General features: G+C 44.6%; 19 protein-coding genes and 1 pseudogene. 16 read left to right on the forward strand and 4 right to left on the reverse strand.

Going from position 1 to position 14,993, the window contains the following annotated elements; all coding sequences use genetic code 11:
* Positions 1 to 8: 8 nt before the first annotated feature.
* The 14 genes from EYS13_RS00860 (at position 9) to EYS13_RS00920 (ending at position 8,464) form a co-directional block, all read left to right on the forward strand.
* Positions 9 to 392 (forward strand): phage tail tube protein, encoded by a 384-nt coding sequence (locus EYS13_RS00860; RefSeq protein WP_227765049.1) that lies wholly within the window; start codon positions 9 to 11, stop codon positions 390 to 392.
* A 15-nt stretch (positions 393 to 407) separates the two neighbouring features.
* Complete coding sequence (locus EYS13_RS00865) at positions 408 to 1,022, forward strand: phage tail protein (RefSeq protein ID WP_227765050.1); 615 nt, start codon at positions 408 to 410, stop codon at positions 1,020 to 1,022.
* Between the two features lie 85 nt (positions 1,023 to 1,107).
* The gene (locus tag EYS13_RS00870; RefSeq protein ID WP_227765052.1) at positions 1,108 to 1,437 is read left to right on the forward strand and encodes a type II toxin-antitoxin system Phd/YefM family antitoxin; all 330 of its coding nucleotides are present in this window, start codon (positions 1,108 to 1,110) and stop codon (positions 1,435 to 1,437) included.
* Positions 1,438 to 1,440: 3 nt separating this feature from the next.
* On the forward strand, positions 1,441 to 1,755 hold the full coding sequence (locus tag EYS13_RS00875) for a type II toxin-antitoxin system RelE family toxin (RefSeq protein ID WP_227765055.1): 315 nt from the start codon (positions 1,441 to 1,443) through the stop codon (positions 1,753 to 1,755).
* Between the two features lie 65 nt (positions 1,756 to 1,820).
* A complete protein-coding gene (locus EYS13_RS00880; protein WP_227765057.1) occupies positions 1,821 to 2,159 on the forward strand; it encodes a tail assembly chaperone in 339 nt (112 codons plus the stop codon).
* A 47-nt stretch (positions 2,160 to 2,206) separates the two neighbouring features.
* Positions 2,207 to 2,773 (forward strand): phage tail tape measure protein, encoded by a 567-nt coding sequence (locus EYS13_RS00885; protein WP_227767739.1) that lies wholly within the window; start codon positions 2,207 to 2,209, stop codon positions 2,771 to 2,773.
* Positions 2,770 to 4,260, forward strand: a complete 1,491-nt coding sequence (locus EYS13_RS00890; protein WP_227765059.1) for a hypothetical protein — start codon at positions 2,770 to 2,772, stop codon at positions 4,258 to 4,260. Before EYS13_RS00885 ends, EYS13_RS00890 begins: the two co-directional genes overlap by 4 nt.
* The gene (locus tag EYS13_RS00895) at positions 4,257 to 6,398 is read left to right on the forward strand and encodes a hypothetical protein (protein WP_227765062.1); all 2,142 of its coding nucleotides are present in this window, start codon (positions 4,257 to 4,259) and stop codon (positions 6,396 to 6,398) included. The genes EYS13_RS00890 and EYS13_RS00895 overlap by 4 nt, the downstream gene beginning before the upstream one ends.
* Positions 6,399 to 6,433: 35 nt before the next feature.
* The gene (locus tag EYS13_RS00900; protein ID WP_227765064.1) at positions 6,434 to 6,700 is read left to right on the forward strand and encodes a hypothetical protein; all 267 of its coding nucleotides are present in this window, start codon (positions 6,434 to 6,436) and stop codon (positions 6,698 to 6,700) included.
* A gap of 18 nt (positions 6,701 to 6,718) precedes the next feature.
* Positions 6,719 to 7,429 (forward strand): N-acetylmuramoyl-L-alanine amidase family protein, encoded by a 711-nt coding sequence (locus EYS13_RS00905; RefSeq protein ID WP_227765065.1) that lies wholly within the window; start codon positions 6,719 to 6,721, stop codon positions 7,427 to 7,429.
* A 2-nt stretch (positions 7,430 to 7,431) separates the two neighbouring features.
* On the forward strand, positions 7,432 to 7,629 hold the full coding sequence (locus EYS13_RS00910) for a hypothetical protein (protein ID WP_227765067.1): 198 nt from the start codon (positions 7,432 to 7,434) through the stop codon (positions 7,627 to 7,629).
* Positions 7,630 to 7,646: 17 nt separating this feature from the next.
* Positions 7,647 to 7,778 (forward strand): SHOCT domain-containing protein, encoded by a 132-nt coding sequence (locus tag EYS13_RS16155; protein WP_265332399.1) that lies wholly within the window; start codon positions 7,647 to 7,649, stop codon positions 7,776 to 7,778.
* Positions 7,779 to 7,844: 66 nt separating this feature from the next.
* Positions 7,845 to 8,069, forward strand: coding sequence for a SymE family type I addiction module toxin (locus EYS13_RS00915; RefSeq protein WP_227765070.1), 225 nt, complete (start codon positions 7,845 to 7,847; stop codon positions 8,067 to 8,069).
* A gap of 128 nt (positions 8,070 to 8,197) precedes the next feature.
* Positions 8,198 to 8,464: a recombinase family protein gene (locus tag EYS13_RS00920; protein ID WP_227765072.1), complete on the forward strand. Its 267-nt coding sequence runs from the start codon at positions 8,198 to 8,200 to the stop codon at positions 8,462 to 8,464.
* A gap of 218 nt (positions 8,465 to 8,682) precedes the next feature.
* Here EYS13_RS00920 and EYS13_RS16440 read toward each other — a convergent pair whose 3' ends face one another.
* The 4 genes and pseudogenes from EYS13_RS16440 to EYS13_RS00940 form a co-directional block, all read right to left on the reverse strand.
* Positions 8,683 to 8,910: a DUF5348 domain-containing protein gene (locus EYS13_RS16440; protein ID WP_227761721.1), complete on the reverse strand. Its 228-nt coding sequence runs from the start codon at positions 8,908 to 8,910 to the stop codon at positions 8,683 to 8,685.
* 153 nt (positions 8,911 to 9,063) lie between these two features.
* A complete protein-coding gene (locus tag EYS13_RS00930) occupies positions 9,064 to 9,864 on the reverse strand; it encodes an ExeA family protein (protein ID WP_227764570.1) in 801 nt (266 codons plus the stop codon).
* A pseudogene (locus EYS13_RS00935) lies at positions 9,857 to 11,143 on the reverse strand (transposase). The gene EYS13_RS00930 and the pseudogene EYS13_RS00935 overlap by 8 nt, the downstream one beginning before the upstream one ends.
* Positions 11,144 to 11,287: 144 nt before the next feature.
* Complete coding sequence (locus tag EYS13_RS00940; protein WP_227761719.1) at positions 11,288 to 11,833, reverse strand: DUF6431 domain-containing protein; 546 nt, start codon at positions 11,831 to 11,833, stop codon at positions 11,288 to 11,290.
* Between the two features lie 141 nt (positions 11,834 to 11,974).
* Between EYS13_RS00940 and EYS13_RS00945 the strand changes: the two genes are divergently transcribed.
* Entirely contained in the window at positions 11,975 to 13,327 is a 1,353-nt protein-coding gene (locus EYS13_RS00945; RefSeq protein ID WP_265332435.1) for a recombinase family protein, read from the forward strand.
* A 13-nt stretch (positions 13,328 to 13,340) separates the two neighbouring features.
* Positions 13,341 to 14,843, forward strand: a complete 1,503-nt coding sequence (locus tag EYS13_RS00950; RefSeq protein ID WP_227765074.1) for a recombinase family protein — start codon at positions 13,341 to 13,343, stop codon at positions 14,841 to 14,843.
* Positions 14,844 to 14,993 lie beyond the last annotated feature (150 nt).

Genomic DNA, 14,993 nt, shown 5'->3' on the forward strand with positions numbered 1-14,993 from the left:
TGATAGCGATGGCATTGGCAGGAAAGAGTGGAAAGCTTATGGTTGGAACCAATAATGTAACTGAGATTAAGAACTGGTCGCTGGACCTGGGACTGGACACAATAGAAACCACAGCGTTGGGTGATGAATGGAAAAACTTCATCGCGGGACTTAAGGAGTGGTCGGCCAGCGCAGAAGGCAGCTGGAATGTTGCTGCGGATGCACAAGGACAAAAGGCGCTTCAGGATGCCTATTTGAGCGGTGCGACAGTAAGCCTCAAGCTTTATGTGGATGCGGCGCACTACTACAGCGGTGAGGCATTTATTTCTTCCTTGAGCGTGGAGGATCCGGTAGACGATACGGTGAACGTGTCCTTTGAATTCCAGGGGACACGCGCGCTGTCATATAACTAAAGGCGGTGATGGAAAATGCCTTTAAGCGGTAAAGTGGGAGCGGTGTTTGTGCAAACGGCAGACGCTCCTGTTTCATTTTCTGAGGAAGCTACCACCGGCAGCCTTGACCGCAGAAGGTTTACCATTTCAGATGCGGCCAAGAGGTACTGGGATAAGGATACACCTGTAACCGTCAAGGTAAACTCTGTTGTGGTTTCTGCTGGTTTTACCCTTGAGCATTGCGGCGGCGTGGTGGTGTTTGAAGCTCCTCTTGAACTGGACGATGAGGTAACGGTCAGCGGGAAGTATTTGACGGTTGCACAGCATGGCGGCTTCTTCAACTGGTCGGCTGAGCTGGAGCTGGAAACCTCGGACATAACCACCTTTCAAAGCGCAGGCTGGAAGGAAAACCTGGCGACAGTCAAAGGGTTTACAGCTAGCGCAGAGAGATATTGGGGCGATGAGGAGTTTTTTGCAGGGCTGGGTAAAGAGGTGGTCATTGCCCTGTATACCGATGCGACAGCTTCCAAGCAGAGGTATGAGGGTTTTGGCATCATTTCCTCAGACGGTATCGAGACAGCAGTGGATGACATCGTGAATGAGACAATTGAGCTTCAGGGCACAGGCCCGCTGCATTACAGGGAGGGATAAAAATATTAGCGAAAATATTGATAAATTTATCGATAAGGCATATAATATTATCAGAGACTCATTAAAAAAGAGAGGGTATGATAATATGCCTGAAAAAATCACCGTGAGCAGGGTTTTGAATTCTCTTGTGCCAATTTCCCGGTTCAATAAGGGGGAGGCGAATAAAATTTTTGAAGAAGTCAAGGAAGCAGGCTTTAAGATTGTGCTCAAAAACAACACGCCGGCATGCGTGCTGCTAAAACCTGAGATGTACGAGCAAATGCTTGAAACCATTGAGGAGTACCGTTTGCTGTTGGAAGCCGAAAGACGCATGGAAAATGCAAAACCGGAAGACTTTATCCCTCAGGAAAAAGTTTTAGCTGAGCTTGGCATAAATAAAGCGGATTTGGACAGCTCAGATGTGGAGCTGGAGTAGCTTATGTGGCAGGTGGAATATTTAAAGGAAGCGGTTGAAGACTTGAAGCGTCTTGACCATAGCCAGCGGCTGCAGGTGCTCAAAGCCATAAATAAGGTTTCAAGCAACCCCTTGCCGCTGAACGAAGGGGGATATGGCAAGCCTCTGGGAAACAGAAACAGCACAAGACTGGCGGGGTACCTTAAAATCAAGCTGAAAAGCCTTGGTTTGAGGGTGGTATACAAGCTAATCAGGGAAAAGGATGTCATGAAGGTTATTGTAGTATCTGCAAGAGCAGATGATGAGGTTTACCTGTTGGCACAGAGGAGAACAGATTAATATCAGGAAGTAAATGATGAAACGTCCGGAAAACCGGGCGTTTTCGCTTTGAAAGGAGGACTTTTATGAAGCAGAACGTAACGATTGAGCTGGACAGGCCGAGAAACTTAAGATACGGGATGAACGCGCTTGTAAAAATTGAGGAAATGGTTGGCAGGCCCATCAGCAAACTTGATTTAGAGAACATCAGCATCAAGGACCTGCGTACCATCATTTATGCCGGTCTGTTTCACGAGGGCAAAAACCTGTCTCCTGAAAAGGTAGGAGAACTGATTGACGAGTTTTCGGATATCAACACTGTAGCTGAGAAGCTGGGTGAAGCCATGACAGAGGCTTTTGGGACAAAAAACGTCAAGAGGGCGGCAGCAAAGGCGGAGAAGACTGGGACTGGGACAGGCTCTTAAGCACAGCTGTCGGCCCTCTGGGCTTAAAGCCCTGGGAGTTCTGGGAACTGACGGGGGCGGTTGCCCTAAAAACAGCAGCCGATTTTGAACAATCCATGGCCAATGCAGCTAGCGTTTCCGGTGCGACGGCAGAGGAATTCGAAAGAATGAAGGAAGTCGCCCGGGAAATGGGCAAATCTACGGTGTTTTCTGCCAGTGAAGCTGCTGATGCCATGTACTACATGGCATCTGCCGGGTATAAGGCCGAACAGATGGGCGAGGCTTTAAAACCAATCCTTGACCTTGCCGCTGCGACCCAGAGTGACGTTGCCTTCAGTACCGATACGGTTATCGCCACCCTAAACCAGTTCGGGCTTGGGGCGCAGGACGCAGGTAGGGTGACAAACGTATTTGCGGCGGCCATTGGCAATTCGCAGGCGACCTTGGACAAACTGAGCTATTCCATGCGTTATGTGGGCCCGGTAGCCAACAGCCTGGGCTATTCTATTGAACAAACCACAGCAGCCCTGGGGCTTTTATATAACGCGGGCTTTCAGGGAGAACAGGCCCTAGACGCCGGACTATCCAATATAATCCTGACAACATTTCTGCAGGGCAGGCTGTACGGTATATGATAGAAAATGTGCTTTCAGAGGAAGGGATTACCGAGGGGGTTATAGAGGATGGCATCACTCTGTATAACTACGATGCCAATTGTAAACCCATCCGGGATATCTTAGACGATCTTGCAGAAGCCTGCGGCTTTAAATGGTATATAGACGACCATAAGGCCCTTCACTTTCTCCGTGAGGAGGAGGTAATCGAGGCACCATATTCTTTGATAGAAGGCGGGGCATTCACTGATTTTGGAGAGGTGGAAGTTACCGACACCCTTGAAGGCTACCGCAACAAACAGTTTGTTAAAAGCGGCGACATGGTGGTTGTTGTTGAGAACAAGAATGAGATTCAGGCAAGGGCGACAGTGGAAGGCGGTACTGGTGTATACGGCGAGGTAATGGAGAACACTACTGTCCAAAGCAATGCTGATGCACTAGCCCTTGCCGACGAACTTCTAAGCCGCTATGGACAGCATATCCCTGCTACCCTCTCCTTTTCCACCTTCACCTGGGGCTTTGATGCGGGGCAGCGGTTACATGTGGATCTTCCGTCCTTCGGGGCTTCAGGTAGTTATCTTATTGAACAGTTGGACATTACCGACATGGGGAATGGGACTTTCAAGTTTAGTATAGACTCCGTTAAGAAGAATTTTGAAAAATCGAGTAAGCGCAAGGAAAACTGGGTGGATTATTTTCACAATATTATCAAGGAAGTGAAAACAGCCAAGAGAAGTTCTTCAGGAAATGAAGGAGCCCTTGTTTACAGCAGTTCAGCCTTGACAATAACCTCGACACCCCAGGTTACTTTAAACTTATCCCCCAGTGTTTCAGAAATGACCCACCTTTATCTGGCTTTTACCATAACCGGGACAGCCAATGTGACCTCGCAATTGACAATAGACCTTCAATATTACGGAAACGTGCTTAGAACCTATAAACACACCCTTCTAGTGGGCTACAACACCTTTTCGGTGTCTACCATTATTGCCTCAGTCAAGGCCGGAGGACATTCGGTAAAGCTTTTGGCCAGTGTTAGCAGCGGGACCTTAAGCGTAGGCGAGGGCGGCCATGAAGGGTGTATCCGGGCTGTTGGTATGGCAGGCATAGGAACAGCACCGCCAGAGGCCAATGTGGTTGAGCCCTTATCCTACTTTGATGTAGGCAGCGGCAGGGTGTTGATTATTGATTTGGTTACTATTACAGAGGATGTCGGCTCTCAGGTTGTAGAAACTGTTGAAAGCACAGAACTGTCTGCCGGGAATGTAACGCCTGCTTGCGATATTTCTCTTACGCAGGTAGCGGTACAGTGCAATTTTACATCGGAAGAAGCAGTGCTGTTTGAGGAGGATAGTGTAACCACAATATTTGATGGGATGATGAAGCCTGTCAATGAGAAGGTGACCGAAATGAACCAACAGGACCTTGAGGGTGGGAAACTGTACACTGCGATCATGGCGGATACCAATAATTTCCCAGTTATTGAAAGCGTGGTGGTCAGGTTGTGAGTGGATATATACTGAAGCAAAATTTTCCTAACTTCCAAAATAACTTTACGGTAACCAAAGATATGCAAGGCACCCCCGCGTATTTCTCCGATGGTGGAAACGATGCCTTTGACAGCTGGGGATATTTTCAAATAACAAATGCAGGAGGCACAGTCGTAACGAACCTGCCATTTACACAGCGCAATGGACTAGATGGGACGATATATACGGAGGAGTTTCAGCATGACGGAGAAACCTGGGAGTTAAAGCAAGGCTGGGTGGCTTCCGGTATCTTTGCTATGCAAATTTTGCAAATTACCGGAGAGGATAAACCCTTCAAGTTCAAATTAAGCGGAAATTATGGGAGTGATAGTTCCTCTCAGTATGGAAGGGTTACAACCCAATATGGGGAGGTTTACCTGACTACCTTCTGGAATAACGATGGAGGCAAGGATGCGACAGGGGGAGACCCTCAGGTTACGTGGACCGTAGTGCCATATGACCCGGGGTTGACAGCTGCTGATGTGCCACCGGCCACTTCCAGCAGGAGCGGAGACAACGAAACGGGCTTGACGGTAGCCATGTCCCATGGTTGCCTTGTGTTTATTCAATGGGGATATACAACTGTTCAGGCGGTGCAGGATTTTATTATCCAGAGCTTTGAAAGAGACAATATTATAAAGTACCTTGTTGTTGATGGGACGGAGGTCAAAAGGTGGGATGAGGGGTTATCCCAATATGTTAGTATTGGACAGGCACCCCCAACAAAGGCCATGTTTTTAGAGCAAGGCATGAAGACAGTTCCTGCTTCCCGGACGGGGCTCATTATGACAAACCCGGTCCTTCATTGTTGGACAGACGATTTAAGCGGCAGGGCAAGGTTTTTGATAGAAAAGGTTGTACCAAAGCCCAAGCTTCTCAAGATGGTCACAGACTATATCCTACCTACCGGGGCAAAAACCCTCGAGGCTGAAACAGAAAACGTTATCAATACAGTGCTGGCAAAAGAGGCATTTTTGACCACCTTTGACAGCCTTATTGGATGGGACGCGTTAGGAAGTTCCGCTCGAAGGTCATATTTTCAGGATATTGTACTCACCAATTACACAGGGGCCGAAAGTGCAGATAATTTCTATGTGGCGGGGGACATAGTTGGCTGGGCAAGAAAGCAGGGGCCTTATGTAGGAGCTGATACAAAGCGCGGAACGATAAATATTGCAGAGTCTGTAAGGGATTATGGGCAATTTAAGTTTGTATTTGACTGGCCAACCCATGCCGGTAATGGGACATTCAGGACTATCTGGTGGACAGGACAGTATAACTCCTACATGCCAACTATAGATTTTTATAGCCTATATGAGTACAGCGTAAGCGGATCTATTCAAACAAGCTACAGAGCATGCATCGGACCTGGTTTTGCCATATATATTCCGCAAAACACAGGGGTTATTCTAGTAAGAAAGATGTCTTACAATGACATGAGCTACCCAGACTACTATAGTAGTTCGCTTTCGTCTGATACTTTAGATTTAAGCTATATCGATACAAAAATTCAGGCCATTCACTGGGATGGAATGTATTTTTGGCTGTATGGAGATACCAATGGCAGGTATTATAAGTGTGATGAAAGCTTTGCGGTTCTCTGCGAATTCGATGCGTCCCCGGCAGCTTACAGCAGGTCTACGAGACAGAATATTACCACCTTTAACGGAAAGTTTTTCAGTTATACCTATGAGGCGAACAATAACTGGTCCTTTAGGCGTTACAATCATGAAGGCATCTTGGAGAGTGAGTTAAATCTCTATGGTGCCACAGGAGTTTCCGATCCGGGCAGCACTTATATTGTGGGGGAAGCAAAGTGCATCCTATTTCACAGTTCAAACCTTTCAAGGGTTGCTATGTTGGACTCTTATGGAAATACATTAAAACATACTGTTTCAGCATACTCTTTTGGCAGTCTTTATGGGCCTCTTATGTATGACCGGAAGCATAACCTCTTCTGGAGCCGGTATTCATATTCCGGTAATTACCGATTATATTGCTTACAGCCCATGTGGTATCCTGGTGCACAAACCTTGCTTGCGTCACCAATTACCAAAACCAACACCAACACCATGAAAATTACTTATACCTTCCAGGTTAACCTGCCAGTATTTTAGATAGATTGGCTGGTTTTAGAAAGGAGGAGCGCCGGATGGAGCAGCACAGATGTATCCAGGAGCAACGCATCCGGGATTTGGAGACTGGGATGACTGAAACTTGGGTATATGTCAAGATGATTAAAGAGGACATCCATGAAATTAAAGCCTCCATAAAAGAAATACATGGTTCACCGGAAAAACAAAACGAAACAACGATGAAGGCCTGGCAGACTGTGATGATTGAACTCATCAAGTTGGCAGGCCTTTGTATTGCCATTTTAGGGGCAATTGTTGGAGCCATTAAGTTGATGGGCAAATGAAGGGAGGACATATACATTATGAAGAAATCGGTGTATTTGAGTCCGTCCACCCAGGGAAAGAATATTGGGGCAGGCAGCTATGGCAGCGAATGTTTCAGAATGAATCAGATAACGGATGTCGTTCAAGCAGAGTTAAAAAGGCATGGGGTAACGGTTTACAGGAACAAGCCGGACTGGTCGCTTGCCCAGGTTGTGGCTGACAGCAATGCAAAGAGACCGGATGTTCATTTCGCGATTCACAGCAATGCCGGGGGAGGCCGGGGCTGTGAGGTTTATTGCCACAGGTTCGGAGGCAGCGGTGAAAGATTAGCAAGAGCAGTTTACGAGGAATTATCGCCTTTGACCCCGACGGGCGACCGAGGCGTCAAAGAGGGCTATAACTTCTTCGGGCCTGGAAAGCATATGTACGAACTTGCTGAAACAGATGCGCCAGCAGCGCTTGTCGAGGTAGCCTTTCATGACAACCCTGACGATGCCGAGTGGCTTATATCCTGCATCGAGGCAATTGGTACTGCCCTGGCAAAAGGGATATTGAAATACTTTGGCATACCTTACATGGAGGGCAGTCCAAATTTGGACAGAGAGCTAAAACTGCTTCAGGAATTCGGCATCCTTGAGTCGCCGGAGTACTGGAGGCAGAATGCAGTAAAAGGAAGAACAGTAGCAGGTGAATACGCCGCCATCCTGATTCAAAGGGTAGCGGCTTTATTATTGAAGGGAGGAATTTAACTATGCAGCAGTCAAGATGGAGAAGCCCGGTGGCATGGTCGGCGCTTGCGGCCTTGGTGTTATTCATACTTAAAACCTATGGGCTTTTAGCGCCCATTGGGCTCACCGAGGACAGCTTTAAGGAGCTGACGGCTTTGCTTTTTGCGGCTTTGACTTCCTTTGGGATTTTTAACAATCCTACCAGCAGGGACAGCTTTTAGGCCGGGAGGCGGTGAATATGACGGAAAACCAGAGCGTTGAATACCTTTTAAGCAAAGAGCTATTGAAAAAGCTGCTGGCAGAAGGGTTTATTACGGAAGAAGAATTCATCAAGATTGATGCTGAAAATAGAAAAACTTTTGCCAAATGATAATCTTAAGCTTGCCTTCCGGATCAAACAGAGTTAACCTGCCTGACCTGAAGGGAGGTCAAAGCATTGAAAAGAAGGAAGCTGAAGGTTTATGAGGCTCCGGGCTGTACAGCAAGGAATATTCCCTGCATCAGACTGCAGGGGAGATGGCTGGAAAACTTGGGGTTTAAGGTCGGAGACAGCATAGACGTTAGCGAAGAGGGAGGGCGGCTCGTCATTGAATTATTAAAGGTTGCCGGGGATACTGCCAGATATGTACCAAACAAGATTATTAAACGGAAGAAAACGTAATGGCTTGGGGGAGCACCCAGGCCATCTTTTTTTGTCCGTAAAAATATGTTCCCGCAAGGGATTAACTTGCTTTGAGAGAGTCGAAGAGGTAACATGTGACACTGACCTTGGAAGGGAGGGAAAAGCAAATGAAGAAGGTTACAACAATAGCGGCCAAAACGAGGGAAGAAATACAAGGCAGGCCGCAAGAAGCAAGGCTTAGGGTTTGCGCCTACTGCAGGGTCAGCTCAAATTCCAATGAGCAAATGGAATCCTTCGAAACACAGGTGAATTATTACACTAAATACATTAACAGCAGGCCGGAGTGGGAGTTTGCTAATGTTTATGCGGATGGTGGCATTTCCGGGACAGGCAGGGAGCAGCGCACAGAGTTTAACAGGATGCTAAAAGACTAACTGTGAATTTGCAAATTAAAAGGGATGACATTTTGCAAAATAAAATGGATTAAAATTAGCTTGAATTTATCGGTTTTTGCGAAATAAATTAGCCAAATGGGCAAAATTTTTTCACATAGTCACAGTATTTTAGTTAAGATTTTTGCCAAAAAAAAAATGCAGCTAGGATGCCCCTAACCGCATTCTGACATATATTCCTCTGCCAAGAATCACTCTTTCTAAACCCCTCTTACACTGTACCTTGATGCCGGATGCAGATAAAACATAGAGTTAGCAAAGTACAATACCCAATCCCTATCTATTTCAATACGACAAGGCAAGAATGTTTCCCCAACCTTAATCTCAAAGCATTCCCCACAGTGTAGAGAGAAAGGTTCGTCGTCTATTCCATGGATCTCCCAACGGTCCTTTTGGCTAGAGTATAATAGTTTACCTTGTTTTAGCATTTTAATTTAAGCCTCCCTCCTCGGGCAGATGCCTAACAGTGAAGGATATGTGGCTTTGTCATATCATAAGCCTCACATACCATTTTCTTTAGCAGCAGGGCGAATTAATCTATCAATCTGCCCAGTTTTTTTAAGCAGCCGTAGTTCTTAAGTTTAAAGACCTGCTTCCTGAGCAGATTTAATTACCGCCTCTTCATCAATACATTCAAGTCTTTTCTGGCACCCATAAAGCAGGCAGTTAGTAGCTAAATTGTTGATGAGTCTTGGCCATCCCCTAGAACGGGTGGCAATAGCCTCCACTGCTTGTGGAGAAAATATTTCAAATTTAGCACCTGCTAACTCCAGGTGATGTAAGATATAGTTTTTCACCTCTTCTTTATCTAAGGGTGTGACCTTGTAACGCATGATAATACGCTGATTTAACGACTGATTATGGGATAAAGCTAAACGATCCAGTAGATAAGGCAATCCCGCCAATACCAAAATAAACGGATTATCCGAATCCATTGTAAAATTAAACAGGATGCTTAAGTCATTTAGAAACTTGTTGTTAGATAACTGCATTTCATCTAGAATAAATACAGGAGTTATCTTTTTTTCATAAAATAGGCTGGTTACTCCCTCTTGAATTTGCTTAAATAGATCAACTTTTCTAAAGGTAGGTTCTTCACCTAGCCCATAGCACAGTCCCCGGTAAAAATCCATCACCGTACCTGTAGACAAAGGAAAATAAATAACTTTGTAAAGTGAGGGATTTAAGCTTAAAGCAAAGTTTCTGAGGACAGAAGTTTTACCGGCACCAGGCTCACCCACTACCACCCCAATGCCCCTTGAATCTTTAAGGTAATTAAGCCGTGCCATTAATTCAGTAAAGCTTTTAGAGGGAAAAAGGTGCTTTGTCTCAATTTCTTTGGTAAATGGTTTTCTGCTTAGAGAGTAAAATGCTCTATACATTATGTTCCCTCCTGGATTCATACATTTCCTGAAAGGATAGCGCGGCTTCTTCTTTTTCCTTTTGCCTTTTTTCCCTTTTAATTCTGGCGTTATCACTGTAAATTACAGGCAAAGCTTTGGCCACTTCTTTCCCCTCTACATAGATAAACACCTGTTCTAGTTTTTCAGGATCAAAACGAACCTCGATTTGTTGCCCAATAAACTGGGGAGGCACTTCAAAAAGCAAGGAATTAATTGAGATAGTGCCATCATGCTTAACCTTACGCTTTTCTCTTTTAGAAAAGGGCGTCCAAAGCTTTGGGGTTATCTATCATTTTTACCCGGCTAAACTGAGACATAAACATGTCTAGTGGGCTCATCTCAAGAGCGGAATGAACCTTTCGATGATAATCTTCCTCCAGCCAACGCCAAAAGGCTTGGTTTAAGGTCTCGATTGAAGTAAGAGCATCTTTAGTTAAAGTAGGCAAGAACCTCTGGCGTACGGTACCGAAAAAACGTTCGATTTTCCCTTTACTTGCCGCATCATAGGGTTTGGTATGAATTAAGGTGATACCTAACGAAGCACATGCTATGCTAAACTGGTCCGATTTGTATACTTTACCGTTATCCACATAGATCATCTTAGGAATGCCTCTACGTATTAATGCTTCTTTAAACACATGCTTTAGGGAATCAAATTTCTCGGATAAAACGAACTCAGCATAGGGAACAAGCCTTGAACAATCATCAATAAAAGCAAATAGATTTGTCCTAACCTTTTTACCGGAAACAATAATATAGGGGCCTACTGCCATATCGCCTTGCCAAAGTATGTTCACTTCTTCATAACTGAATCTTTTTCTGTCGGGAGATTTAGTTTCTACTTTCCCTACCAGCCCTTCATTTTTTAGAAACCTATATAGGGTCGAGTATGAGATATTTTGAGGCAAAAAGAGTGCATCTTTAACCAGTTTTTCATAAAACAACGTTACATTCAGTTCCCGATGTTCGCTACGCAAAGCCAAAATTTTTTCTTTCAATTCTTCGGGATGTTTCTTACAGAACCTTTATCAGACCGACCCTTAGGCTTTAATCCCTCAAAACCACATCTACGATATGCTTTAACCCAAAATTCTATCGTTTTAGGGGCAAATTCTTTTACGCCGTAGTGGGGCACATCATGGGGGTGACTAGCAATTTGAGCTAGATAGTCTTTTTGACTGGTAACCTGTCCATTTAAAATGGGCGCAATTAGGCCGTAACGAAATAGGGCAACTGCTTCTCTTTCTTTTTCATCCATTTTTTCTTACTCCTCATAATGTTTTTTTGTAGCTAGCCGGCTAGAAACTCTCAAAAACATTTTAGAGGAAGAAAGACCGTGGCTCCACGCAAAAGTTATGTGGTTCAAGATTTAACTTAATTTTTAACGCTTTTTGTAGTAAAATTAATTTGCATTTGGTTGGGCCATGAACGCTCTTAGGAAGTGATTATGAAACCTTTGGCTGAAGGTTTCCACTGTGGCTGCAGTGTTAATCAAATCCATGAGCTTCATGGCTTTTTCTTTTTTATCCTGCATAATATAACCGCCGTAACCCTTATCCCTAAAAAAGGCCTCTATCCAGTTTAAGTTATTCATAAATCTTTTTTTAATGAACTGTAGATGCTGGCGTTTCAGGTTTAGAAGAACCTGTTTACCTGATGCAGCGCATTGGATTAATTTCATAATCACTCTTAGAGGTAGCTGATAGTAGGGTAATAGGAAGATCGGCAACAGGGAAATAGTTTTACAGCAGGAGGGGCAGAAATACCTGCAAACCGGTACTTTTACTGCCTTCTTTATGAGGTGTATATATCTCCAGTAAAAGCCATGCCTTTTTAGTTTTACTTTAGCTTTGCAGCTAGGGCATACTTCAAATGCCGGGAAATGATTCTCTATGCCTAGTTTAATGTATTTGGTCATACTGATTTTAAAGTCGTAAAGTATTTGCAAGATGCTCACCCTAATTCACTTTGACAAAATTATATCAAATAAAATTAGGGATGCTTAGCCTTAAAGGTAAATAGAAAATGAAAAATCTACTCCGGTTTTGGAGTAGATAAATTAAAAGTTTACAACTAACAAAACGGCAAGATAGACCTTATTGTTACCAAATCCATTTCCAGGTTTGCCAGAAATACGGCGGACTGCTTGGAGGCAGTGCGCTTTCTTAAAAGCCTTGGTGTGGCAGTGTATTTTGAAAGGGAAAACATCAATACACAGGATAGCGAAAGCGAGCTTGTTTTAAGCGTACTTTCAAGTATTGCACAGGAGGAGAGCCGCAGCATATCGGAAAACATCCGCTGGTCGCTACAGAAAAAGTTCAGGCAGGGAAAAGTTACGGTAACTACAAAACGCTTTCTTGGCTATGATACCAGTGAAAGCGGAGAATTAGTGGTAAATCCTGCTGAAGCTGAAATTGTAAGAAGGATTTTCAAGGAATATATCGCCGGTAAAAGTATCCGGGAGATTAAAAGAGGGCTTGAAGGTGACGGTATCAAGACGGTTACAGGACTTGACAAGTGGCCGGAAGGAACCATACGGGGTGTTTTAACAAATGAAAAGTATTATGGCGATGCTGTCCTTCAAAAAACCTACACAGTGGATTATTTGACCCATAAAAAGAAAAAGAACAGGGGTGAGGTGCCCCTGTACCATGTGATGGGCAATCATGAGCCAATCATATCTAAAGAAGAATTTGACCTTGTGCAAAAGCTTAGGCTTAAGCGTGCTGCCAAGTACGGAAACCTGCCGGAGAACCGGGAGAGATACGCTAGCCAGTATGTTTTCAGCGGCCGGCTTATTTGTGGCAATTGCGGGGCAACTTTTAAGCGCCGGACATGGAACAGTAAATCGAAAGCCAAACAAATCGTCTGGCAGTGCAGCACCTATATAAAGGAAGGAAAAAATCAATGCGGCATGAAAGCGCTGGATAACATTACACTGAAGAAGGTATTCCTTCGGGTTTTTAACCGGCTTTACAGAAATAAAGAGGCTATTTTAAAGCCCTTTATGGAGAATGTGCAAAAGGTGCTGCTTGATGAGCTAAAGAGCGAGCCTGTAAAAGCTATTGATGCAAGGATTGAGCATATAACAGGGCGGATGAAACAGCTTATCCGCCTGCAAATTAAAGAGAAGATTTACCCCGAGGTATTTCAGAATGAATACGGGAAACTGAAAGCCGAGCTTGATAAATTAAGGGAAGAAAGAAATAGCATCGGCTCACTGGATGACAGGCGCGAGGAGCTCCTGAAACGGACAGAAAAGCTTTATGAATATCTTCAGGGGATGGAGGATATGCTGACGGAATTTGATGACTTTTGTTTTAAAGCATTGGTGGAGCGTATTTTGGTTATATCGCCCACTCATCTTAAATTTGAACTTAAAAACGGACTTGTCCTTGAGGAGAAGTTTATAAAGAAAAAAGGAATTCATGGTCTAAGGTAAGGAGGTCGAAGTTATGCGCAAGGTGGTTTCGGTGATTCCTGCAAAACCCATGCAGGTTATAAAGGGGCTGCCTGCTCAAGCGAAAAAGCGGGTTTGTGCCTATTGCCGCGTGAGTACCGATACGGAAGAACAGCTTTCCAGCTACGAGGCGCAGGTTACCTATTACGAAGACTATATCAAAAAGCGCCCGGATTGGGAGTTTGCAGGGATATATGCCGATGAAGGAATCACAGGGACAAACACAAAAAACCGGGTGGAATTTAAAAGAATGATAGACGACTGCATGGCCGGCAGGATTGACCTGATTATTACAAAGTCAATTTCAAGGTTTGCGAGAAACACTCTGGATTGCCTTAAATATGTGCGGCTCTTAAAGGAGAAGGGTATAGCGGTATATTTTGAAAAGGAAAACATTGATACCCTGGATGCCAAGGGAGAAGTCTTGTTAACTATTTTGAGTTCCCTTGCGCAGGATGAGTCCAGGTCAATCAGCGAAAATTCCAGATGGGGAATTGTGCGCAGGTTCCAGCAGGGCAAGGTCAGGGTTAATCACAAAAAATTCATGGGCTATAACAAGGATGAAAATGGAGAGTTGGTGATAAATGAGAAGGAAGCGGAAATTGTCCGGCGGGTTTTTGAAGAATACCTGAAGGGTAAAAGCTGCTATAAAATTGCAGAAGGCCTTGAAGCAGATGGCATTCTTACAGCGACAGGCGGAAGGAAGTGGCATGAATCGGTTATCAAGAAGATGCTCCAAAACGAGAAATATGCCGGTGATGCACTATTGCAGAAAACGATAACAGTAGATTTCCTCACCCATAAGCGAGTTATTAACAAGGGGCATGTCCAGCAGTATTATGTGGAAAACAGCCATCCGCCGATTATATCAAAGGAAACCTTTGAAATGACACAGCAGGAAATGGAGCGGAGGCGCAAACTGAAAGGCGTTACCGATGAAAACCGCAGTAGGCACAGCAATAAATATGCCTTTTCAGGAAAGATTATTTGCGGTGATTGTGGTTCGCTTTTTAGAAGAGTCCGCTGGGGGCAGGGAGAGAAATATAAAAAATATATGTGGATTTGCAGGAACAGGGATGAAAAGGGGCCGCAAGGCTGCAGCATGAAGGCGGTGGATGAGGAAAAGCTGAAGAAAGCCTTTGTCAGGATGGTCAACCGGCAGATAAAGGATACTGACAAGTTCATTTCAAGAATGCTTGGGAATATTGAAAAAGTTTTTGCCGAGAAGGCCAATTCCGTCAATGTTGCTGCCATTGACAAGCGGCTGGATGAACTTAGGGAGGAAATGGAGCGGCTGGTGAAGCTTAATGTAAAGGCCAGTCTTGACGCGGATATTTACGGCGAGGAATATGCCAGGATAACCAACGAGATGGAGGAGCTCAGGCAGCAACGTTCGGCTTTTACTCAGGCAGAGTTTAAGCGGAAAGATGCTCTTTTGAGGGTTCGGGAGATTGAAAAAATGCTTCGGGGAAAGGAAATTGTGAAGGAGTTTGACTAGGAGTTATTTACAGCGCTGGTAGAGCAAATACGGGTAAAGTCGCTGGTGGAAGTGGTGTTTGTATTGAAGGCGGGGGTTGAGGTAAGGGAGATATTGGGATAAGTGAAGGATTTGAAAGATTACCGGTTAAGGTGAACAGCTACCTTGACC

It is taken from the genome of Zhaonella formicivorans, from assembly GCF_004353525.1.
In the GTDB taxonomy this organism is placed as follows: Bacteria; Bacillota; DUOV01; order DUOV01; family Zhaonellaceae; genus Zhaonella; species Zhaonella formicivorans.